Origin of the sequence: Streptomyces nigra, assembly GCF_003074055.1 — a bacterium.
Taxonomy (GTDB): domain Bacteria; phylum Actinomycetota; class Actinomycetes; order Streptomycetales; family Streptomycetaceae; genus Streptomyces; species Streptomyces nigra.
This window is the reverse complement of record NZ_CP029043.1, coordinates 5,357,200-5,378,207: the sequence shown is the minus strand read 5'-3', so window position 1 is coordinate 5,378,207 and position 21,008 is coordinate 5,357,200. Positions and strand designations below refer to the sequence as shown.

20 protein-coding genes are annotated in these 21,008 nt (G+C 72.5%); 7 read left to right on the top strand and 13 right to left on the bottom strand.

Translation table 11 applies throughout. From position 1 onward, the window contains the following. Positions 1-12: 12 nt before the first annotated feature. The 3 genes from coaD to recG form a co-directional block, all read right to left on the bottom strand. A complete protein-coding gene (gene coaD, locus DC008_RS25050; protein WP_055623313.1) occupies positions 13-492 on the bottom strand; it encodes a pantetheine-phosphate adenylyltransferase in 480 nt (159 codons plus the stop codon). Positions 493-518: 26 nt separating this feature from the next. Further along, complete coding sequence (rsmD, locus tag DC008_RS25045) at positions 519-1,106, bottom strand: 16S rRNA (guanine(966)-N(2))-methyltransferase RsmD (RefSeq protein ID WP_108708879.1); 588 nt, start codon at positions 1,104-1,106, stop codon at positions 519-521. 107 nt (positions 1,107-1,213) lie between these two features. Beyond that, complete coding sequence (gene recG / locus DC008_RS25040; protein WP_108708878.1) at positions 1,214-3,418, bottom strand: ATP-dependent DNA helicase RecG; 2,205 nt, start codon at positions 3,416-3,418, stop codon at positions 1,214-1,216. Between the two features lie 189 nt (positions 3,419-3,607). Here recG and DC008_RS25035 point away from each other — a divergent pair, with 189 nt between their 5' ends. Together DC008_RS25035 and DC008_RS25030 are read left to right on the top strand one after the other, a co-directional pair. Then, positions 3,608-5,443: an HSP90 family protein gene (locus DC008_RS25035; RefSeq protein ID WP_108708877.1), complete on the top strand. Its 1,836-nt coding sequence runs from the start codon at positions 3,608-3,610 to the stop codon at positions 5,441-5,443. Beyond that, complete coding sequence (locus tag DC008_RS25030; protein WP_108708876.1) at positions 5,443-8,382, top strand: methyl-accepting chemotaxis protein; 2,940 nt, start codon at positions 5,443-5,445, stop codon at positions 8,380-8,382. The genes DC008_RS25035 and DC008_RS25030 overlap by 1 nt, the downstream gene beginning before the upstream one ends. Positions 8,383-8,390: 8 nt before the next feature. On the opposite strand, the gene DC008_RS25025 is transcribed toward DC008_RS25030, so the two are convergent. Beyond that, positions 8,391-10,058: a DAK2 domain-containing protein gene (locus DC008_RS25025; protein WP_108708875.1), complete on the bottom strand. Its 1,668-nt coding sequence runs from the start codon at positions 10,056-10,058 to the stop codon at positions 8,391-8,393. 254 nt (positions 10,059-10,312) lie between these two features. On the opposite strand from DC008_RS25025, the gene rpmB reads away from it, so the two are divergent. Continuing rightward, the gene (gene rpmB, locus DC008_RS25020; RefSeq protein ID WP_004924906.1) at positions 10,313-10,498 is read left to right on the top strand and encodes a 50S ribosomal protein L28; all 186 of its coding nucleotides are present in this window, start codon (positions 10,313-10,315) and stop codon (positions 10,496-10,498) included. Positions 10,499-10,586: 88 nt separating this feature from the next. Here rpmB and thiD read toward each other — a convergent pair whose 3' ends face one another. Both thiD and DC008_RS25010 read right to left on the bottom strand, forming a co-directional pair. Beyond that, the gene (gene thiD / locus DC008_RS25015; protein ID WP_108708874.1) at positions 10,587-11,369 is read right to left on the bottom strand and encodes a bifunctional hydroxymethylpyrimidine kinase/phosphomethylpyrimidine kinase; all 783 of its coding nucleotides are present in this window, start codon (positions 11,367-11,369) and stop codon (positions 10,587-10,589) included. Further along, positions 11,366-12,334 (bottom strand): thiamine-phosphate kinase, encoded by a 969-nt coding sequence (locus DC008_RS25010; RefSeq protein WP_108708873.1) that lies wholly within the window; start codon positions 12,332-12,334, stop codon positions 11,366-11,368. The genes thiD and DC008_RS25010 overlap by 4 nt, the downstream gene beginning before the upstream one ends. 206 nt (positions 12,335-12,540) lie before the next feature. Between DC008_RS25010 and DC008_RS25005 the strand changes: the two genes are divergently transcribed. Next, a complete protein-coding gene (locus DC008_RS25005) occupies positions 12,541-12,774 on the top strand; it encodes an Lrp/AsnC family transcriptional regulator (RefSeq protein ID WP_055623321.1) in 234 nt (77 codons plus the stop codon). A gap of 20 nt (positions 12,775-12,794) precedes the next feature. Next, entirely contained in the window at positions 12,795-13,304 is a 510-nt protein-coding gene (locus DC008_RS25000; protein WP_108708872.1) for a DUF3515 domain-containing protein, read from the top strand. Positions 13,305-13,323: 19 nt separating this feature from the next. Here the strand turns inward: DC008_RS25000 and DC008_RS24995 are convergent, their stop codons facing one another. From DC008_RS24995 to DC008_RS24985, 3 genes are all read right to left on the bottom strand, one after another. Further along, positions 13,324-14,481 (bottom strand): D-alanine--D-alanine ligase family protein, encoded by a 1,158-nt coding sequence (locus DC008_RS24995; RefSeq protein WP_108708871.1) that lies wholly within the window; start codon positions 14,479-14,481, stop codon positions 13,324-13,326. Positions 14,482-14,584: 103 nt separating this feature from the next. Continuing rightward, positions 14,585-15,595 (bottom strand): NAD(P)H-dependent glycerol-3-phosphate dehydrogenase, encoded by a 1,011-nt coding sequence (locus DC008_RS24990; protein WP_055623324.1) that lies wholly within the window; start codon positions 15,593-15,595, stop codon positions 14,585-14,587. Continuing rightward, positions 15,592-16,380, bottom strand: a complete 789-nt coding sequence (locus tag DC008_RS24985; protein ID WP_108708870.1) for a lysophospholipid acyltransferase family protein — start codon at positions 16,378-16,380, stop codon at positions 15,592-15,594. The genes DC008_RS24990 and DC008_RS24985 overlap by 4 nt, the downstream gene beginning before the upstream one ends. Before the next feature lie 212 nt (positions 16,381-16,592). Here DC008_RS24985 and cofC point away from each other — a divergent pair, with 212 nt between their 5' ends. After that, positions 16,593-17,231 (top strand): 2-phospho-L-lactate guanylyltransferase, encoded by a 639-nt coding sequence (gene cofC / locus DC008_RS24980; RefSeq protein ID WP_108708869.1) that lies wholly within the window; start codon positions 16,593-16,595, stop codon positions 17,229-17,231. A gap of 78 nt (positions 17,232-17,309) precedes the next feature. Beyond that, positions 17,310-17,513, top strand: coding sequence for a hypothetical protein (locus tag DC008_RS24975; protein WP_055623327.1), 204 nt, complete (start codon positions 17,310-17,312; stop codon positions 17,511-17,513). 88 nt (positions 17,514-17,601) lie between these two features. Here the strand turns inward: DC008_RS24975 and DC008_RS24970 are convergent, their stop codons facing one another. The 4 genes from DC008_RS24970 to leuC all read right to left on the bottom strand — a co-directional run bounded on the left by DC008_RS24970 (position 17,602) and on the right by leuC (position 20,920). Then, positions 17,602-18,255: an HU family DNA-binding protein gene (locus DC008_RS24970; protein WP_108708868.1), complete on the bottom strand. Its 654-nt coding sequence runs from the start codon at positions 18,253-18,255 to the stop codon at positions 17,602-17,604. 139 nt (positions 18,256-18,394) lie between these two features. Further along, complete coding sequence (locus DC008_RS24965) at positions 18,395-18,625, bottom strand: SCO5555 family protein (protein ID WP_055623329.1); 231 nt, start codon at positions 18,623-18,625, stop codon at positions 18,395-18,397. 264 nt (positions 18,626-18,889) lie between these two features. After that, on the bottom strand, positions 18,890-19,483 hold the full coding sequence (leuD, locus tag DC008_RS24960) for a 3-isopropylmalate dehydratase small subunit (RefSeq protein ID WP_108708867.1): 594 nt from the start codon (positions 19,481-19,483) through the stop codon (positions 18,890-18,892). Between the two features lie 6 nt (positions 19,484-19,489). Then, the gene (gene leuC / locus DC008_RS24955) at positions 19,490-20,920 is read right to left on the bottom strand and encodes a 3-isopropylmalate dehydratase large subunit (RefSeq protein WP_108708866.1); all 1,431 of its coding nucleotides are present in this window, start codon (positions 20,918-20,920) and stop codon (positions 19,490-19,492) included. Positions 20,921-21,008: the final 88 nt, after the last annotated feature.

Sequence of the window (21,008 nt, the reverse complement as noted above, 5' to 3'; positions counted from 1 at the left end):
ACTGTAGCCCCATCAGCTGTGCCGCAGGCGCTTGTTCAGGGCCTCCAGGACCACCGGCGGGACGAGGTGGGAGACGTCGCCGCCCCAGGTCGCCACTTCCTTGACCAGGGAGGAGGACAGGAAGCTGTAGGTGGGGTTGGTCGGGACGAAGAGGGTCTCCACGCCCGACAGGCCGTTGTTCATCTGGGCCATCTGCAGCTCGTAGTCGAAGTCGCTGACCGCGCGCAGGCCCTTGACGATGGCGGGGATGTCGCGCTGCTTGCAGAAGTCGACGAGGAGGCCGTGGAACGCCTCGATCCGGACGTTGCCGTACTCGGCGGTGACCTGGCGGATCAGGTCCAGACGCTCGTCGACCTCGAACAGGCCCTTCTTGGACTTGTTGATCATGACGGCGACATAGACCTCGTCGTACAGCCTGGAGGCGCGGGAAATGATGTCCAGGTGTCCGTTGGTGATCGGGTCGAACGACCCGGGGCATACGGCGCGGCGCACTTGCGATCCCTCGCTCTCCGGTCCGGTCATCGTGCGTCTTCGCACGTAGAGGCGGCGCGACCGTACCAAAACGTTCCCTCGCCGTATCGGCGGGCCCGGAGGCCCTCGAAACCGTCCGGCCACCGGAATTCCCCGCCCCTGGTGCTGCGCTCCACGGTGACGAGCGCGTCGGACGCGAGCCAGCCCCCGGCACGGAGTGTGAGGAGAATCTCCCGAAGATCGTCGTCGGAGACGGCGTACGGGGGGTCGAGGAAGACGATGTCGTACGGCTCGCCGGGCGCCGTCGTGCGGATGATCTGTTCCGCTTTGCCCGACCTCACCTCGGCGCCGGGGAGGCCGAGACTCTTCACGTTCTCCCGGACGACGCGGGCGGCCCGGGCGTCGGCCTCGACGAGCAGGGTGTGGCTCGCGCCGCGGGAGAGGGCTTCGAGGCCGACGGCGCCGGAGCCGGCGTAGAGGTCGAGGACCCGCTCCCCGTCCAGGGGGCCGCCGAGGAGCGACTGCCAGGTGGAGAGGAGGCCTTCGCGCGCGCGGTCGGAGGTGGGCCTGGTCCCGGTGCCGGGCGGCACGGCCAGACGACGTCCGCCGGCGGCTCCGGCGATCACGCGGGTCATTTCACTGTCCTCGGGTGTGGGCGGTTGTGGATATCAGTGTGGCCGGTCGCTCACGGGCCCGGGTACCCGCCTGGTCCATCCGGCCGCGTCCCCCGGACGGGCGGGTCTCACCCCTTCTCCAGGTACTGCTCCCGCTCCTCGTCCAGGAGGGCGTCCAGGGCGGTCCGCAGGCCGGGCAGCCCGGTGAGCTCCGGGTCTCCCTCGACCAGGGCGGCGGCCTCCTGCCGGGCCTGCGCGATGATCTCCTCGTCCTCGATGACGGCCAGCATCCGCAGGCTGGTGCGGGCGCCGGACTGGGCCTGGCCGAGGACGTCTCCCTCGCGGCGCTGCTCCAGGTCGATCCGGGACAGCTCGAAGCCGTCGAGGGTGGAGGCGACGGCGCCCAGGCGCTGCCGGGCCGGGCTCGCCTCGGGCATCTCGGTGACCAGGAGGCACAGGCCGGGCGCGGAGCCGCGGCCGACGCGGCCGCGCAGCTGGTGCAGCTGGGAGACGCCGAAGCGGTCGGCGTCCATGATCACCATGGCGGTGGCGTTCGGTACGTTGACGCCGACCTCGATGACCGTCGTGGCGACCAGGACGTCGGTGTCGCCGGCCGCGAAGCGGCGCATCACGGCGTCCTTGTCGTCGGGGTGCATCCTGCCGTGCAGCACCTCGACCGAGAGGCCCTTCAGGGGGCCCTTGGCGAGCTGCTCGGCCACGTCGAGGACGGCCAGCGGCGGGCGCTTCTCGGTCTCGTCCTCGGGCGACTTGGCCTTGCCCTTCTTCGGGTCGTCCTCCTCGTCGCCGATGCGGGGGCAGACGACGTACGCCTGGTGGCCGTTCTCCACCTCCTCGCGCACGCGCTGCCAGGCGCGGGCGAGGAAGTGGGGCTTGTCGGCTGCCGGGACGACATGGGAGGCGATCGGCGAGCGGCCGGCGGGGAGCTGGTCGAGGACGGATGTCTCCAGGTCGCCGAAGACGGTCATCGCCACCGTGCGCGGGATGGGGGTGGCCGTCATGACCAGCAGGTGCGGGGGCTGCTTGCCCTTGCCCCGCAGGGCGTCGCGCTGCTCCACGCCGAAGCGGTGCTGCTCGTCGACGACGACCAGGCCGAGGTCGTGGAACTGCACCTTGTCCTCGATGAGGGCGTGGGTGCCGATGACGATGCCTGCCTCGCCGGTGACCAGGTCGAGCAGGGCCTGACGGCGGGCGGCGGCTCCCATGGACCCGGTGAGCAGCACGACCTTGGTGGCGTGCTCGGCGCCGCCCAGCATGCCGCCCTCGGCCAGCTCGCCCATCATCTCGACGATCGACCGGTGGTGCTGCTGGGCCAGCACCTCGGTGGGCGCGAGCATGGCGGCCTGCCCGCCCGCGTCGACGACGGCGAGCATCGCGCGTAGCGCCACCATGGTCTTCCCGCTACCGACCTCGCCCTGGAGAAGCCGGTGCATCGGGTGTTCGGTGGCCAGGTCGGCGAAGATCTCGCGGGAGACCTGCTGCTGGCCCTCGGTGAGGGTGAAGGGGAGGCGGGCGTCGAAGGCGGTGAGGAGTCCGTCGGGTGCGGGGCGGCGGGCGACGGCGGGGAGCTGGGCGTCGGCGTGCCGGCGGCGGGCGAGCGCGACCTGGAGGACGAAGGCCTCGTCCCACTTGAGGCGGGCGCGGGCGTCCTCGATGTCGGCCTTGGTGTGCGGGCGGTGGATCTTGAGCAGTGCCTCGGGGAGAGGGACGAGGCCCCGTCCTTCGCGCAGGGACTCCGGGAGCGGGTCGACGGCCTCCTGGGCACTCGGCAGGACCGTCTGGATCGCCTTGCCGATCTTCCAGGACTCGAGTTTGGCGGTGGCCGGGTAGAGCGGGATGAGGGCGCCGGCCCAGCTCTCGACGGCCTCCTCCGAGTCGTCGCGCAGCAGCTCGTACGCCGGGTGGGCCAGTTGGAGCCGGCGGTTGAAGACGGAGACCTTGCCGGCGAACATCGCGCGGGTGCCCGGCAGGAGCTCCTTGTGGGGCTTGTGGACGCCGTTGCCGAAGAAGACCAGTTGGAGGCGGCCGCTGCCGTCCGTGATGGTGACCTCCAGGCGCTGGCCCTTGCCGCGCGGCGCCTTGGCGGAGGCGAAGCTGTGCAGCCGGGCGTCGGCGACCATGGCGACCACGGTCACGTGCTCGTCCATGGGGAGGTCGGCGAGGTGCGTGAGCTGGCCGCGCTCCTCGTATCTGCGGGGGTAGTGGTGCAGCAGGTCCCCGACGGTGTGCAGGCCGAGATGCTCGGCCATCACCTTCGCGGTGGGAGGGCCGAGCACCTTCTTCAGTGGTTCGTCCAGTGCGGGCACGAGATCCATTCCACACCACGGCACTGACATCGCGGCGGGCGCCGCCGTGAGCTTGTGGGTAAACGTCCCGGAAACCCCTGGTCAGCCGGTTCGCCTCGGATCTAGGATGACGCGCCCCGGCCATCCCTTCGCGGTCACCGCCTCACCGGGACCGCCCGACCCCGCGCCGTCGCCCCTCCCCCCACCGGCGCTGCGACGATGGACTCCCAGACCTCACAGTCATCCCAGCCCTCCCTTCCCTCCCCGTCTCCTCACACCTTCCAGGTCGACCTGCGCGGTCTGGTGGATCTGCTCTCCCACCACCTGTACTCCAGTCCGAAGGTCTACCTGCGCGAGCTGCTGCAGAACGCGGTCGACGCCATCACCGCCCGGCATGCCGTCGAGCCGGACGCGCCCGCGCTGGTGCGGCTGTTCGCCGAGCCGGGCGCGCTGCGCGTCGAGGACTCCGGGGTCGGGCTGAGCGAGGCGGACGTGCACGACCTCCTCGCGACGATCGGGCGCAGCTCCAAGCGGGCGGAGGGACTTCAGGAGGCGCGGTCGGACTTCCTCGGGCAGTTCGGCATCGGGCTGCTGGCCTGCTTCGTGGTGGCCGAGCGGATCCGGGTGGTCAGCCGCAGCGCGCGCACACCGGACGCGGCGCCCGTGGAGTGGACGGCGGCCGACGACGGTTCGTACACCGTGCGCACCCTGCCGGACGACGCGCGCCCCGAGCCCGGCACGACCGTGCACCTGGTGGCGCGGGCCGGCGCCGCCGAGTGGCTGGCGGAGGACCGGGTGCTGGCGCTGGCGCGGGACTTCGGCTCGCTGCTGCCGTACGACGTGCGGGTCGGCGAGGAGGCGGTCACCGATCTTCCGGCGCCCTGGGACCGTACGTACCCCTCCCCCGCCGCCCGGCGGGTGGCCCTCGGGCGGCACTGCCACGACCTGTTCGGTTTCACACCGCTGGACGCGATCGAGCTGGACGTGCCGCTCGCGGGGATCCGCGGGGTGGCGTACGTGCTGCCGTCGGCGGTGAGCCCGGCGCAGCGGGCGGGCCATCGCGTGCACCTCAAGGGCATGCTGCTGACCGAGCGCGCCGAACAGCTGCTGCCCGACTGGGCGTTCTTCGTGCGGTGCGTCCTGGACACCGACAGTCTGCGGCCGACGGCGTCGCGCGAGGCGCTGTACGAGGACGAGACGCTGGCGGCGGTGCGGGAGGCGCTGGGGGAACGGATCCGGGCCTGGCTGACGGATCTGGCGGCCGGTGATCCGGAGCGGCTGGCCGCGTTCCTCGCGGTGCACCACCTGGGCGTGAAGTCCCTGGCGCGGCACGACCGGGAGATGCTGCGGACGATGCTGCCGTGGCTGCCGTTCGAGACGACCGACGGCCGGCTGTCCCTGGAGGAGTTCGCGCGCCGGCACCCGGTCGTGCACTTCACGCGGACCGTCGAGGAGTACCGCCAGGTCGCGCCGATCGCGTCCGCGCAGGGCGTCGGCGTGATCAACGGCGGCTACACGTACGACAGCGAGCTGGTCGAGGCGCTGCCGTCGGTGCGGCCGGGCACGGTCGTCGCCGAGCTGGACGCGGACACCGTGACCGCCCATCTGGACGCCGTCGACCCGGCGGTGGAGCTGGCCCTGGCGGGTTTTCTGGCCGCCGCGCGGGCGAAGCTGGACCCGCTGGGCTGCGATGTGGTGCTGCGCGCCTTCCATCCGCTGTCGGTGCCGGCCCTGCACCTGGACGACCGGGCCGCCCGGCACGAGCAGGCCCGCGCGCAGGCCGAGGAGGAGGCCGACGACCTGTGGGCCGGCATCCTCGGCTCGCTGCGCGGCGAGGCGCCCCGCGCGCGTCTGGTGCTGAACCACCTCAGCCCGCTGATCCGGCGGATCGGTTCGCTCGGCGAGCCGGAACTGATCGGCACCGCCGTGGAGTCCCTGTACGGGCAGGCACTGCTGATGGCGCAGCGCCCGCTCAGGCCCGCGGACTCGGCGCTGCTGAACCGGGCCTTCATCGGCCTGCTGGAGTGGGCCACGAACGGCGAGGGGGACCGCTGATGACGGAGATCACCGACTTCGACGCGCTGCGCCGGGCGATGGCGGAGAACGGCGAGCAGCCGGAGGGCCCGGCCCGCAACGCGCGCGCGGAGCAGCTGCTCGCCGAGGCGGAGCGGCTGGGCGAGCCGCTCGCCGTGATCGAGGCGCTCGGGCACCAGCTGAAGGTCTACAACTACAGCTCCGAGAAGGCGAAGATGTTCGTCCCGTTCGCGCGGCTGCTGCGCATGTGGGACGAGCGGCCCGAGGACTTCGACGAGTACGAGACGCACAGCCTGCACTGGGTCTTCAAGTGGATGTCGGCCGGGATGTTGGACCAGCCGCACATCCCGCTCGCCTCGATCGAGAAGTGGCTCGGCGAGATGGAGCACCGCTACCGGCTCGCCGGGCACTCCGAGCGGGCGGTGCGCAGCGCCGAGTTCAGCGTCGCCGCGCACGTCGGCGACCTGGAGCGGGCGGAGCGGGCGTACGCGGCGTGGCTGGCGGCCGACCGGGACACCATGGCCGACTGCCACGCGTGCGAGCTGCACGGGCAGGGCTGGTGGCAGGCGGTGCGCGGCCGGGACGCGGAGGCGGTCCGGCTGTGGCGGCCCGTCCTGGACGGCGAGTACTCCTGCGCCCACGAGCCGCACACCGTGCTCGCGTCCTCCCTGACGCCGCTGCTGCGTCTGGGCCGGGTGGACGAGGCCCGCGCCAACCATCTGCGGGGCTTCCGGCTGGTGCGGCCGATGGAGAGCATGCGCGGCGCGTACGCGGACCACGTGGAGTTCTGCGCGCTGACGGGCAACGAGGCGCGCGGTCTGGAGCTGCTGGCGGAGCGTCCGGCGTACTTCACGGACGACGGGCAGCCGCGCAGCAGGCTGGACTTCATGGCGGCGGTGACCCTGCTCATGGACCGCCTGACCGAGCTGGGGCTGGGCGGGCAGCGGGTGCCCGGGCCGGCGGACCGGACGTGGACCGCGCGCGAACTGGCCGTCCACGCGCGCGAGGAGGCCCTCGCGCTGGCCGCGCGCTTCGACGAGCGCAACGGCACGTCGTACACGAGCGGGCGGGCCGTACAGCGGATGGCGCAGCGCCCGCTGGTGGAGCGGCTGCCGCTGGGCGTGCGGACGGCGAACCGCCCGGCGGCGTCGGCCGCCCCCGTCGCGCCCGCCCCCGAGGCCACCGACGAGGCGCCCGGGCTGCCCGAGCTGCTCGCCGAGGCGCGGCGGCTGTCGGACACCCTGCGGCCGAGCGCCATCGAGGCGTGGGCGGCGGTGTCCCGGGCCGCCGAGGGCGTCGAGCTGGACGCGCGGGACCGGGCGGAGATCGCCGACCACCGGGCGATGGACCTGGGCCCCGAGGGCGTCCCGCTGTTCGAGGAGGCCGCCGCGCTGTACGCGGAGGCGGGCGATCCGGGCGAGGCGCTGGCGGCACGCGCGCGCGGGGCGTACGTCCGGGCGCTCACCGGCGAGGTGTCCGCGGCGCTCGACACGATCGGCGCCCTGTACGACCAGGTCCTCGCGCTGTACGCCGAGGACGGCACGGGGGTGCGGCAGACGGCGGCCGTCCTGATGAGCCGGGCGCGGATCCTGATGCGCCGGGTCCACGAGGCCGAGGAGGGCACCGAGGCGGCCGCCCTGTCCGCCGCCGAGTCGGCCGTCCGCGAGGTGCTGGCGTTCGTCTCGGGGCGCACCGGGGACGACGTACGCCTGCTCGCGCGGGTCGCGGAGGCCAGGGCGATGCTGGCCGAGCTGGCGGCGCTGACCGGTGATGTGGAGGGGGCCGCCGAGCTGTTCGCGCGGGCCTCGGGCGAGTTCGTCGGGGCGGGGCTGCCGTGGTTCGCGGTGGAGTACGAGGCCCGGCTGGCCGGTCTGGCCCACCATCTCGGCGACACGGCCCGGGCCGAGCGGGCGCTGCGGGCCGCCCTGCAGCACGGCGGGCCGTATCTGGAGGCGACCGGGCGGGCCCAGCTGCATCTGCAGCTGGCCGAGGTGCTGGGCGGCACGGGTGTCTCCGAGGAGGCCGCGGAGCACGCCCTGGAGGCGGCGCACTGGGCCGACGAGGCCGGTGAGAGCCGCACGCTGGGCGCATGGGCCCGGCACCAGCTCGGCGGGTTCCTGGTACGGCAGCAACGTTTCGCCGAGGCGGCGGAGGTGCTGGAGTCGGCGCTGCCCGACCTGTCCGCCGAGACGCACGGCGACGGGGCGGTCGTCCAGACGCTGTGGTGGCTCGGCGACTGTCTGAGCGAGCTCGGCGACCACCGGGACGCGGCGGAACGGCGGCTGCAGGCGGCCGCGATCGCCCGGGAGTGGCCCGAGCAGCACGATCACGCGACGCTGGCGCATCTGGCCGCCGAGTCGCTCGGCCACGCCGGGCTGCACACGGAGGCCGACCGTGCCTACACGCGCGCGGGCGAGTTGTGGCGCTCCCTGGGCAACGTCCACGGTCTGGTCCGCTCCCTGCGCGCCCGCGCGTGGCTGGCGCTGCGTGTGGAGGACGGCAGCGGAGCGCGGGCCGCCGAGTTGATGGCGGGCGCGGTCGAGGAGTGCACGGCGGCGCTGGACGAGGCGGCCGACGAGGAGGCGCGGCAGCGGCTGGTGGCCGAACTCGGCCAGACGCACCGTCAGTTCGGCGACCTCCTGGCGCGCTCGGCGGCCGAGGACGCGGAGGACGACTCGATCCGTACGGCGATGGAGGAGGCCCTGGCCCAGATGACCCGGGCCGTCGCGGTGTTCGCCTCCCTCGGCGATGACGCCCTGCACGGCCGTACCGGCGCCGAACTCGCCGCCGGCTGGCTCCAGGCCGACCTGAGCCGTCCGGCCGAGGCGGCGGCACACGCGCGTGCCGTCCTCGCCGCCTACGAGGACGCCGACCCCCGCGACGAGACGGTCCGGCAGCGCCGGGCCGAGGCCGGACAGATGCTCCAGGTCGTCGAGGAACAGGAGCGGGACGGCGGCTGACCCTCGGGTCACTCCACGCCGATGAGGAGAAGCGCTCCCTGCCGGCCGCCCCGGTAGACCACCGTGTCGACGGCGAGGTACGCCTCGCGCACCCGGTCCTCCAGGTGCTCCGCGATCGTCCCGGGCGCCTCGTCGCCGAGGACCAGGGTGACGAGTTCGCCGCCGGCGGCGAGCATCCGGTCGAGGACGGTCTCCGCGACGGCGGTGACGTCGGCGCCGATCACGGCCACGTCCCCGTCGATGAGACCGAGGACGTCCCCGGCCTGGCAGATGCCGGCGGAGGTCCAGGACCGGTGCTCGGCGACGGCGACCTCGGCGTGCCGGGTCGCGCCGGCCGCGGAGGTCATCGAGACGACGTCCTCGTCGAAGCGGCGCTCCGGCTCGTGCACGGCGAGCGCCGCGATGCCCTGGACGGCGGAGCGGGTGGGGATCAGCGCCACCCGGATGCCCTCGGCGCGGGCCTGCTCGGCGGCCGCGGCGGCGGTGTGCCGCAGATCGGCGTCGTTGGGGAGCAGCACGACCTCGCGCGCGTGGGCCCGCCGTACGGCCTCCACGAGCTCCCCGCTGGCCGGGGGCTCGCCGGGGCGGGCCAGCACGGTGGTCGCGCCGGCCTCGCCGTACAGCCCGGCCAGTCCCTCGCCGGGCACGACGGCGACGACGGCCCGCTGGACGCGTTCGCGGGGTGTGCGCTCACCGGTGCTGTGCGCGTCGCCGGCCCCGAAGTGGGTGATCCGGATCCGGTACGGCCGTCCGGCCTCGACCCCGGCCTCCACGGCCGCGCCCGCGTCGTCGACATGGACGTGCACGTTCCACAGACCGTCCCCGCCGACGACCACGAGGGAGTCGCCGAGGCCGTCGAGCCGCTCCCGGAGCCGGGCCACGGCCGCGTCCTCGGCCTCCAGCAGATAGATGACCTCGAAGGCGGGGCCGCCCTCGCCGGGTCCGTCGGCGCAGTCCTCGGCGCCCGCCGGGCCGTCCCCCGGTGCGGGGCGTACGCGCGTGGCCGCCCCGGGGACGACGGGCGCCGCCTCGCCGGTGAACGTCTCGACCAGCGCGCCCAGGACCGCGACCAGTCCGCGTCCGCCGGCGTCGACCACCCCGGCGCGCTCCAGGGCGGCCAGCTGCCCGGGGGTCGCGGCGAGCGCCGCGCGCGCTCCCTCGAAAGCGGCCCGGGCGATCGCACCGCAGTCGTCGCCGGTCGCCGCACCGGCCGCGTCGGCGGCGGCCGAGGCCACTGTGAGGACGGTGCCCTCGACGGGGTGGGCCACGGCCTGGCGGGCGGAGTCGGCGGCGGTCCGCAGCGCCAGCCGCAGCCCGGTGCCGTCGGTGTGGGCCGTCCCGCCCCCGTCGGCGAGCACCTGGGCCATGCCGCGCAGCAGCTGGGCGAGGATCGTCCCGGAGTTGCCGCGCGCCCCGATCAGCGCGCCGTGCGCCATGGCGCGGACCGCGTCGGCGAGTGTGGGCTTGCCCACGTCGTAGGCGCTGAAGACGGCCTCCACGGCCGCGACCGCGGACTCCACGGTCAGATACAGGTTCGTGCCGGTGTCCCCGTCGGCCACGGGATAGACGTTGATCGCGTCGATCTCCTCGCGCGCCCGGCCCAGCGACTCCAGCGCGAGGCCGCACCAGGTACGCACCGCGAGAGCATCGAAGAATGTCTGCGGCACCTGCGCCACCTGCGCCTCCTCGGACTGCTGGAACGGGACGCAGCGTAGACCCAGGGCCGGGGCCCGCCGGAGGTGGCCCGGGACCGCCCCCCGCGCAGCCATGGTAGTTTCGTTGTACTGGCGCAGCCGTTGTATGCTGCTCCGGTTGCCCGATCCGATCGGGCCATTCCCCTGGCAACGCCACTCAGATCTCTGATCCTACGATCTCGATCCCGGCCTGCCGGGATCAACCGTAAGTGCATCTGAAGTCTTTGGAGTGACCCGTGGCTGCCAACTGCGACGTCTGCGGCAAGGGGCCGGGCTTCGGCAACAACATCTCGCACTCGCACCGCCGTACGCCCCGTCGCTGGAACCCGAACATCCAGCGCGTGCGTACCGTGGTCGGCGGGACGCCGAAGCGCGTGAACGCCTGCACCTCGTGCATCAAGGCCGGCAAGGTCTCGCGCTGACGCCCACAGCTGAGCGCGCGGCCACTGCTGGTTCGCTGCAAACAGCCGGTCCACCCTCGGGTGGGCCGGCTTTTCGCATGTCCGATCGCTAGCCCAGGTTCCAGCCGTGGTGCACGGGCCCGATCCCGGCGCCGAGGGCGAACCCGGCGGCGATCGCCCCGGTGACGTACTCCTTGGCGGCCATGACCGCCTCGGGCACGGTCTGCCCCTTGGCGAGCTGCGAGGCGATCGCGGAGGCGAGGGTGCAGCCGGTGCCGTGGGTGTGCCGGTTGTCGTGGCGCGGGGCGCGCAGCCAGTGCGCCTGCGAGCCGTCCGTGAGCAGGTCCACGGCGTCCCCGGCGAGATGGCCGCCCTTCACCACCACCCAGCGCGGCCCGAACGCCAGCACGGCCTCAGCGGCCCGCCTGAGGTCGTCCTCCGACTCGACGCGCACCCCGGTGAGGTGCGCCACCTCGTCCAGGTTGGGCGTCGCCACGGTCGCCACCGGCAGCAGCGCGGTGCGGACGGAGTCGAGCGCGGACGGGGCGAGCAGCGCGTCCCCGTGCTTGGACACCCCGACCGGGTCGACGACGGCCGGCGCGTCCGTCCCGGCGATCAACTCGGCGACCGTCTCGACGAGTTCGGCCGAGGACAGCATCCCTGTCTTCACGGCCCGTACGCCGATGTCGTCGACGACGCTGCGGTACTGGGCGCGGACCGCCTCGACGGGCAGCTCCCACGCCCCCTGGACGCCGATCGAGTTCTGCGCGGTGACCGCGGTGATCACGCTCATGCCGTGCACGCCGAGCGCCAGCATCGTCTTCAGGTCGGCCTGGATGCCCGCCCCGCCGCCGGAGTCGGAGCCGGCCACGGTGAGTACGCCCGGTATCACGACTCGATGTCCCCTCCGAAGTGGTCCCAGCCGCCCTTGCGGGTCCAGGGCGCCCCGTCGACCGTGACCTGCGGCAGCGCCGACGGGTTGAGGACCTCGCCGATGACCTTCCAGCGGGCCGGGAGCTTCACGTCGGGCGGGAAGGTCGCCACGATCGCGTGGTCCTCTCCGCCGGTCAGCACCCACTGCATGGGGTCCACGCCGACGGCCTGCCCGATGTCGTTCATCTGGGTGGGGATGTCGATGGCGCCCGAGCGGATGTCGATGCGCACCTTGCTGGCCTCGGCGATGTGCCCGAGGTCGGCGATCAGTCCGTCGCTGACGTCGCACATGGCGGTCGCGCCGAGCCCTGCGGCGGCCGGACCCGCGTGGTACGGCGGCTCGGGGCGCCGGTGCGCCTCCACGAAGGCGCGGGGCGAGCGGAAGCCCCGGGAGAGCACGGCGTACCCGGCGGCGGACCAGCCCAGCCAGCCCGTGACGGCGACGAGGTCGCCGGGCTGGGCGCCGCCGCGGGTGACGGGCTCCTGGTTGCGCAGATCGCCGAGCGCTGTGATGGACACGGTGATGGAGTCGCCGCGGACGACGTCGCCGCCGACCACCGAGGCGCCCGCGACCTGACACTCGTCGCGCAGTCCGTCCATCAGCTCGCTCGCCCAGGTCACCGGGAGTTCGGCCGGCACGACCAGGCCGAGCAGCAGCGCGGTCGGCACCGCGCCCATGGCGGCGATGTCCGCGAGGTTCTGGGCGGCGGCCTTGCGGCCGACGTCGTAGGCGGTGGACCAGTCGCGGCGGAAGTGCCGGCCCTCGACGAGGATGTCCGTGCTGGCTACCACCCTGCGGTCGGGGGCGGCCACCACCGCGGCGTCGTCGCCGGGGCCGACCCGGACCGCCGGGGTGGTGGTGAGACGGGAGGTGAGCTCCCTGATGAGCCCGAACTCCCCTAGCTCACCAACAGTGCCCTTCATTGCCCTTACGCCCCTTCTGTCCCTGTTCGCACCCGGTCGCGCGTCCCTGCTGCCCTCGTTACGGTCGAGGTGCACGTCACCTTCTGCCGTGCGCGCACCCCGGCGCGCAAGCCCCGGCCCTCGCAGGTCTCCCCGCGGCGAGCGGCGACGCGATACCGTGGCGTTCCTTTTCCCCACATGATCCTCGTGGCCGCCCTGGAGGTTCCGTGGTACAGGCGTACATCCTGATCCAGACCGAGGTCGGCAAGGCGTCGACCGTCGCCGAGACCATCGGCAAACTCCCTGGAGTCATCCAGGCCGAGGACGTGACAGGACCGTACGACGTCATCGTGCGCGCCCAGGCCGACACCGTCGACGACCTCGGTCGCATGGTGGTCGCCAAGGTCCAGCAGGTGGACGGCATCACCCGCACCCTGACCTGCCCCGTCGTCCATCTCTAGCCCCCGTCTACCCTTGGCCGGTGAACTCTTTCCGTCATCGGCGCCCCGTCGTCCTCGGGCTGCCCGCACTCGCCGTGCTCATCACCGCCGCGGGCTGCTCCTCAGCAGACGGCGGTGCCTCGGCGGCGGTTCCCAGTCCCGGTGCGAAAGCCACGGGGCTGTGCCGGAACCTCGACAAGGTGCTGCCGGCCGAGGTGGACGGGGCGGACCGTGACGATCCCTCGCCCGCGTCCGCGTTGACCGCGGGCTGGGGGGACCCGGCGATCATACTGCGGTGCGGTGTGGAACGGCCGCCCAAGATGCTGGACCCGAAGGTGGCCGAGGGCAGGGACCCCGACGCGGTGCCCGGCGGCGTGGAAGGCGTCCGCTGGCTGATGGAGAAGCGCGACGACGGCGGGTACCGGTTCACCTCGGCCCTGCGCCGGGCGTACGTCGAGGTCGACGTGCCCGAGGGCCGGGACAGTTCGGGCGTGCTGATCGATCTGGCCCCGGCCATCAAGAAGGCGATCCCCGAAGGGATCGCCGACTGAGCCCCCGCCCGGACAGCTGCTAGCGCAGCCCGGTGGAGCGCCGCAGGGCCGCCTTGATGAGCCGGTCGATCAGCTCCGGGTAGGCGACACCGCTGGCCTGCCACATCTGCGGGTACATCGAGATGGGCGTGAAGCCGGGCATCGTGTTGATCTCGTTGATCACGAACTCCCCGTCCTCGGTGAGGAAGAAGTCCGCCCGCACCAGGCCCTCGCACGAGGCCGCCTCGAAGGCCTCCACGGCCAGGCGCCGCACCTCGGCCGTCTCCTCGGCCGTCAGCGGGGCCGGGACGATGCCGGGCGTCGAGTCGATGTACTTGGCCTCGAAGTCGTAGTACGCGTGGGCGTCCGGCGGCGGGATCTCGGCGGGGACGGAGGCCCGCGGGCCGTCCTCGAACTCCAGCACCCCACATTCGATCTCCCGGCCGCGCAGGGCCGCCTCCACGAGGATCTTCGGGTCGTGCCGCCGCGCCTCGGCGATCGCCTCGTCCAGCCCGGACAGGTCGTCGACCTTGGTGATGCCGATGGAGGAGCCCGCGCGCGCGGGCTTCACGAACAGCGGCCAGCCGTGGTCGCCGGCGAGGTCGATGATCTTCTTGCGGGCGGCGGACTCGTCCTGCTCCCACTCGCGCGGCCGGATCACCACGTACGGGCCCACCTTGAGCCCGAACGACGTGAACACCCGCTTCATGTACTCCTTGTCCTGGCCGACGGCCGAGGCGAGCACACCCGAACCCACGTACGGCACACCGGAGAGCTCCAGCAGCCCCTGCAGGGTGCCGTCCTCGCCGTAGGGGCCGTGCAGCACCGGGAAGACGACGTCGATCTCGCCGAGCGCCTTGGGCACCGAACCGGGCTCGCTGTAGACGACTTCGCGGTTGGCCGGGTCGACGGGCAGCACCACACCGCCGTCGTGGGACTCGGCGAGCTGGTCGACGCTGGGCGTACGGCGCTCGGTGATCGCCATACGGTCCGGATCGTCGGCGGTGAGCACCCAGCGGCCGCTCTGCGTGATGCCGATCGGCAGGACGTCGTACGTGGTCCGGTCGATCGCGCGCAGCACGGCCCCCGCGGTGACCGCGGAGATGCCGTGCTCGGAGCTGCGTCCGCCGAAGACGACGGCCACCCGCGGCTTGCGCGCCGGCCGGTCGGGGCTCTGGGGGAGGTTCTCGGTGCTCATATCGCGATGAGAGTACCCGGTGGTACGGGGCCGAGTCAGCGTCCGTTGACGGGTGGCGGTTCGAGGGCTGCCCCGAAAGGGTGGCTCAAGCGGAACCGGTCGCTCAGCGCCGCTCGGGCTTCGCGCTGCGCGACATCAGCTCCTTCAGGGCGACGACCGGCGGCTTGCCCTCGTGGACGATGCCGACGACCGTCTCCGTGATGGGCATGTCCACTTTGTGCCGGCGGGCCAGATCCAGCACGGACTCGCAGGACTTGACGCCCTCGGCGGTCTGCTTGGTGACCGCGATGGTCTCCTGCAGGGTCATGCCCTTGCCGAGGTTGGTGCCGAAGGTGTGGTTGCGCGACAGCGGCGAGGAGCAGGTGGCCACCAGGTCGCCGAGGCCCGCGAGTCCCGAGAAGGTCAGCGGGTCGGCGCCCAGCGCCATCCCGAGCCGGGTGGTCTCGGCGAGCCCGCGCGTGATGAGCGATCCCTTGGCGTTGTCACCGAGGCCCATGCCGTCCGCGATGCCGACGGCGAGACCGATGACGTTCTTCACGGCACCGCCCAGCTCGCACCCGACCACGTCGGTGTTGGTGTACGGGCGGAAGTACGGCGTGTGGGAGTGGGTCTGGAGCTTCTGGGCGACCGCCTCGTCGGTGCAGGCGACGACCGCGGCGGCCGGCATCCGCGCGGCGATCTCGCGAGCCAGGTTGGGCCCGGTGACGACGGCGATCCGGTCCGGGCCGACCTTGGCGACGTCCTCGATGACCTCGCTCATCCGCATCGCGGAGCCGAGTTCGACGCCCTTCATCAGGGAGACGAGGACGGTGCCCGGGGCGAGCAGCGGCGTCCAGTCGGCGAGGTTGGCGCGCAGGGTCTGCGAGGGGACGGCGAGGACGGTGAAGTCGGCGTCCCGGGTGGCCTCGGCGGCGTCCGTGGTGGCCCGCAGATTGCGGGGCAGTTCGACGCCGGGGAGGTAGTCCGGGTTGGTCCGGGTGGAGTTGACCGCGTCGGCCAGTCCGGCACGCCGGGCCCACAGGGTCACCTCGCAGCCGGCGTCGGCGAGGACCATCCCGAAGGCGGTGCCCCACGATCCGGTGCCCATGACGGCCGCCTTGACGGGCTTGCTCACGTGCCCTGCCCCTCCTCCTGCTCGGCCTGCTCCCCCTGAGCCCGGCGGTTCTGCGCGGTGGTCCTGCGGCGCTGCTCGATGCGCTCGCGACGCGGGTCGTAGGGCACGTCGGGCGCCTTCTCCCCGCGGATCTCCTCGAGCTGGCGGGTGATCGCGGCCATGATGACCTCGGTCGCCTCCTTCAGCACCTCGGGGGTCATCTCCTGGTCGTAGAACGCCGAGAGGTCGACCGGGGGTCCGGCGAGCACGCGGTGCGTCTTGCGCGGGAACAGGTGCGGCTTCTTGGCGTACGGCGGCAGCAGTTCGTTGGCGCCCCACTGCGCGACCGGGATCACCGGGCACTTGGTCTGCAGGGCGACCCGCGCGGCACCGGTCTTGCCGGTCATGGGCCACAGCTCCGGGTCGCGGGTGAGGGTGCCCTCCGGGTAGAAGGCCACGCATTCGCCGCGCTCCACGGCGTCGATCGCGGCGCGGAAGGCGCTCAGCGCGTCCGTGGTCTCCCGGTACACGGGGATCTGACCGGTGCCGCGCATCGCGGCGCCGACGAATCCCTTCTTGAAAAGGCCGCTCTTCGCGAGGAATCGCGGAACCCTGCCGGTGTTGTACTGAAAGTGCGCGTACGCGAAGGGATCCACGTGCGAATTGTGGTTCACCGCGGTGATAAATCCGCCCTCGGCCGGAATGTGCTCCATTCCACGCCAGTCCCGCTTGATCAGAACCACCAGCGGCGGTTTGCAGATCACCGCGGCGAAGCGGTACCAGAAGCCGATTCTGCGGCGGGGCACGCGGACACCTTCCTCTAGGAATCAACGACATCGGGCCGGGGGGCCGCACAAGTGTCGCCCCAGGCCGCCGGTCTGTCGAGAACACTACGCCCGCCCGTTGCGCGCCCCCACCCCTCCACAGCGCTCCGCCCGCCGCCCCGGCACCGGCCGCCGGACGCCCCCGGCGACGGCTGGGCGACAATGACCGACGACGAGAGAGGGGCGGAACACCGGTGCAGTGGACCTTGGTCGTACCCCTGAAGCCCTTGGCACGGGCGAAGAGCAGGCTGTCGGACACCGCGGCCGACGCCCTGCGCCCGGGGCTGGCCCTCGCCTTCGCCCAGGACACCGTCGCGGCGGCCCTGGCCTGCTCGGCGGTGAAGGATGTGGCCGTCGTCACGGACGATGTGCTGGCCGGCCGCGAGCTGGCGCTGCTCGGCGCCCACATCGTCCCCGACGAGCCGCGCGGCGGCCTCAACGCGGCGCTGGCCCACGCCGCGGCGGTCGTACGGTCGACCCGCCCCGACGGAGCCGTGGCCGCGCTGAACGCCGACCTCCCGGCCCTGCGCCCGCTGGAATTGACCCGGGTCCTGGACGCGGCGGCGGAATTCCCCCGCGCCTTTCTCCCGGACGCCGCGGATATCGGTACGACGCTGCTGACGGCGGCGCCGGGAAACGCGCTGCTGCCGGAGTTCGGGGAGAACTCGCGCGCCCGGCACCGCGCCTCGGGAGCCCGGGAACTGCGCCTCCACGATGTGGACTCGGTACGCCAGGACGTGGACACCGGCGCGGACCTGCGCGCCGCCCTGGCGCTCGGCGTCGGCCCGCGCACGGCCCGGGCGGCGGCACGGCTGCTCACCGAGGGCCCGTAGCGGACGCGGGGACGCCCCCCCCCGCGTTCCGGCGAACACCCCCTCGCGGCCCCCCGGCAGAGCGCATAGGCTGCGAACATGCAGGCCACCGCATACACCTACGACGCCGACACCCGCTCCGGCAGTGTGCTGCTGGACGACGGCACACCGGTCCCCTTCGACGCCCCGGCCTTCGACGCGGGCGGCCTGCGGCTGCTGCGCCCCGGGCAGCGGGTCCGTATCGAGACGGAGGGCGACGGGGGTTCGCTGCGCGTGACGCTGGTGACGCTCCAGACCTTCTGACGCTCCCGGACCTTCTGACGGGGTCTGGAAACGCCGCGGGCCGGACTCCCTGCGGAGTCCGGCCCGGCGCGTGAGTGCCCCTGCGGTTCTACCTCTTGCGGGCGGTCGCCTTGGCGGTGGTCTTGCGAGCCGTCGACTTCTTGGCGGGCGCCTTCTTGGCGGTGGCCTTCTTGGCCGGAGCCTTCTTCGCGGCCGTCTTCTTCGCGGTCGCGGTGGTCTTCTTCGCCGTCGTCTTCTTCGCGGCGGCCGTCGTCGTCTTCTTCGCGGGCGCCTTCTTCGCAGCCGTCTTCTTCGCGGTCGCGGTGGTCTTCTTCGCCGTCGTCTTCTTGGCGGCGCCCGTCGTCTTCTTCGCGGCGGCCTTGGTGGTCTTCTTGGCGGCGGCCTTCTTGACCGTGGCCGAGGCACCGCCGGACAGGCTGCCCTTGGGCGCCTTCTTCACGGAGACCTCTCCGCCGCGCGGCAGCTTCTTCGAGCCGCTCACCAGGTCCTTGAAGCCCTGACCGGCGCGGAAGCGGGGAACCGAGGTCTTCTTGACCCGAACCCGCTCGCCCGTCTGAGGGTTGCGGGCGTACCGGGCCGGGCGGTCGACCTTCTCGAACGAACCGAAGCCGGTGACCGACACCCGCTCCCCCGCCACGACGGCGCGGACGATGGCGTCCAGTACGTGGTCGACAGCATCGGCGGCCTGCTGGCGGCCGCCCATCTTGTCGGCAATCGCTTCTACGAGCTGCGCCTTGTTCACGTCTTCCCCTTCGGAGACATCGCCAGAACGAAAGTGTTCAAGCTTTTTCGCACGTTAGGCAGATATATACCGCAAATCAAACACGAAACGGGCTAATCACCCTTGTGCCGCAACAGACTCGACTGCCTCGAAGGTGTTCTCAGCGTTCCTCTTCGGGGAATCGCCCCGCGTCGAGGTCCGCGACGAACCGCTCCAGACGCCTTGCCGCTTCGGCGACGTCGTGCTTGGCCGCGGCCGTAATGACCAGCAGCTTCCGGGTCAGCGCCATCCGTACGCCCTCCGGGACTTGCAGTGCGCGCACGCTCGCGTGCGCTTCCTTGAGTTGGTCCGCGACCGCCGCATAGAGCTCGAGTTGGCCGTCGTGTTCCATGCACAGATTGTGCCATCTGGGGCGAGTTGTCGCCTGCCAGGGGTGCAACTCCGGCCTCGGTTGGCCTTCCGGGCACTTGCGGAAGCCGCGGTGACACCACTCGCGTACCCCGGCAACACCCTTCTGAACGTGGGGTGTTGTGCCGGGCGTGGCGGACGGGCAGGGCCGTTCGGGTGCAGACATGGCAGTACCCCCGATCGGGCCGATCGGGGGTACCGCGGGTGTGTTGGGGTGGCCGAAAGTCGTCTTGCTCGGCCTGGCGGCTCAGCCCTGCAGGGTGCGCGGCTTGAACGACGGCCGCTTCGCCTCGTAGGCCGCGATGTCGGCCTCGTTCTGCAGGGTGATCGAGATGTCGTCGAGGCCGTTCAGCAGCCGCCAGCGGGAGTTCTCGTCCAGCTCGAAGGCGGCGGTGATCCCCTCGGCACGCACCTCACGCGCCTCGAGGTCCACAGTGACCTCAGCCGTGGGGTCCTTCTCGGTGAGCTCCCACAGCGCGTCCACGATCTTCTGCTCCAGCACGACCGTGAGCAGGCCGTTCTTCAGCGAGTTGCCGCGGAAGATGTCGGCGAAGCGGGACGAGATCACGGCCTTGAAGCCGTAGTTCTGCAGCGCCCACACGGCGTGCTCGCGGGAGGAGCCGGTGCCGAAGTCGGGGCCGGCCACCAGCACCGTGGCGCCTTCGCGCTCGGGGCGGTTGAGCACGAACTCCGGATCCTTGCGCCAGGCCTCGAACAGCCCGTCCTCGAAACCGTCCCGGGTCACCTTCTTGAGCCAGTGAGCAGGGATGATCTGGTCGGTGTCGACGTTGGAGCGGCGCAGCGGGACCGCCCGGCCGGTGTGCTTGGTGAATGCTTCCATGACTGATCAGACTCCAGCGGGCGTACGGGTCTCGGCGTCGGACAGGTCGGCCGGGGAGGCCAGGTGGCCCAGGACCGCGGTGGCCGCCGCGACCTGCGGCGACACCAGGTGCGTCCGGCCGCCCTTGCCCTGCCGGCCCTCGAAGTTGCGGTTGGACGTGGACGCCGAGCGCTCACCGGGGGCGAGCTGGTCGGGGTTCATGCCCAGGCACATCGAGCAGCCCGCGTGCCGCCACTCGGCGCCGGCCTCCTTGAAGACGACGTCCAGGCCCTCCGAGACGGCCTGCAGACCGACCCGCGCGGAGCCGGGGACGACCAGCATCCGTACGCCGTCGGCGACTTTGCGGCCCTTGACCAGCTCGGCGGCGGCGCGCAGGTCCTCGATGCGGCCGTTGGTGCAGGAGCCTACGAAGACGGTGTCCACCTTGATGGAGCGCAGCGGCTGGCCGGCCTCCAACCCCATGTACTCCAGGGCCTTTTCGGCGGCGAGGCGCTCCGAAGCGTCTTCGTACGAAGCCGGGTCGGGGACGGACGCCGAAAGCGGAGCGCCCTGGCCGGGGTTGGTGCCCCAGGTGACGAACGGCGACAGCGCGGAGGCGTCGATGACGACCTCGGCGTCGAACTCGGCGTCGTCGTCGGTCCGCAGCGTCTTCCAGTACGCGACGGCGGCGTCCCAGTCCTCGCCCTTGGGCGCGTGCGGGCGGCCCTCGAGGTAGTCGAAGGTGGTCTGGTCGGGGGCGATCATGCCCGCGCGGGCGCCGGCCTCGATCGACATGTTGCAGATGGTCATCCGGGCCTCCATCGAGAGCTTCTCGATGGCGGAGCCGCGGTACTCCAGGACGTAGCCCTGGCCGCCGCCGGTGCCGATCCGCGCGATGATCGCGAGGATCAGGTCCTTGGCGGTGACACCCTCGGGCAGCTCGCCGTCGACCGTGATGGCCATGGTCTTCGGGCGGGCCATCGGCAGCGTCTGGGTGGCCAGCACATGCTCCACCTGGGAGGTGCCGATGCCGAACGCCAGGCCGCCGAACGCGCCGTGCGTGGAGGTGTGCGAGTCGCCGCAGACCACGGTCATGCCGGGCTGGGTCAGACCCAGCTGGGGGCCGACGACATGGACGACGCCCTGCTCGACGTCGCCCAGCGGGTGCAGCCGGACGCCGAACTCGGCGGCGTTCTTGCGCAGGGTCTCCAGCTGGACGCGGGAGACGGGGTCCGCGATGGGCTTGTCGATGTCGAGGGTCGGGGTGTTGTGATCCTCGGTCGCGATGGTGAGGTCGAGCCGGCGCACCCGGCGACCGGTCTTGCGCAGGCCGTCGAAGGCCTGCGGGCTGGTCACCTCGTGCAGCAGGTGCAGATCGATGAAGAGGAGGTCGGGCTCGCCCTCGGCGCGCCGGACGACGTGGTCGTCCCAGACCTTCTCCGCGAGTGTCCTACCCATCGCTTTCCCTTCGGCCGGTCTACGGTCCACCGGCCCAACTAGAGATCTTGAGAAGGCGACCGCCGCCCGCGCCCCTGCTTCCGGGCGT

Bases quoted from the DNA above. Each gene is read 5' to 3' on its own strand.
- rsmD (WP_108708879.1), bottom strand. From the start codon at position 1,106: ATGACCCGCGTGATCGCCGGAGCCGCCGGCGGACGTCGTCTGGCCGTG.
- recG (WP_108708878.1), bottom strand. From the start codon at position 3,418: ATGGATCTCGTGCCCGCACTGGACGAACCACTGAAGAAGGTGCTCGGC.
- DC008_RS25035 (WP_108708877.1), top strand. From the start codon at position 3,608: ATGGACTCCCAGACCTCACAGTCATCCCAGCCCTCCCTTCCCTCCCCG.
- DC008_RS25030 (WP_108708876.1), top strand. From the start codon at position 5,443: ATGACGGAGATCACCGACTTCGACGCGCTGCGCCGGGCGATGGCGGAG.
- DC008_RS25010 (WP_108708873.1), bottom strand. From the start codon at position 12,334: ATGAAGGGCACTGTTGGTGAGCTAGGGGAGTTCGGGCTCATCAGGGAG.
- DC008_RS24995 (WP_108708871.1), bottom strand. From the start codon at position 14,481: ATGAGCACCGAGAACCTCCCCCAGAGCCCCGACCGGCCGGCGCGCAAG.
- DC008_RS24975 (WP_055623327.1), top strand. From the start codon at position 17,310: ATGCAGGCCACCGCATACACCTACGACGCCGACACCCGCTCCGGCAGT.
- DC008_RS24965 (WP_055623329.1), bottom strand. From the start codon at position 18,625: ATGGAACACGACGGCCAACTCGAGCTCTATGCGGCGGTCGCGGACCAA.
- leuD (WP_108708867.1), bottom strand. From the start codon at position 19,483: ATGGAAGCATTCACCAAGCACACCGGCCGGGCGGTCCCGCTGCGCCGC.
- leuC (WP_108708866.1), bottom strand. From the start codon at position 20,920: ATGGGTAGGACACTCGCGGAGAAGGTCTGGGACGACCACGTCGTCCGG.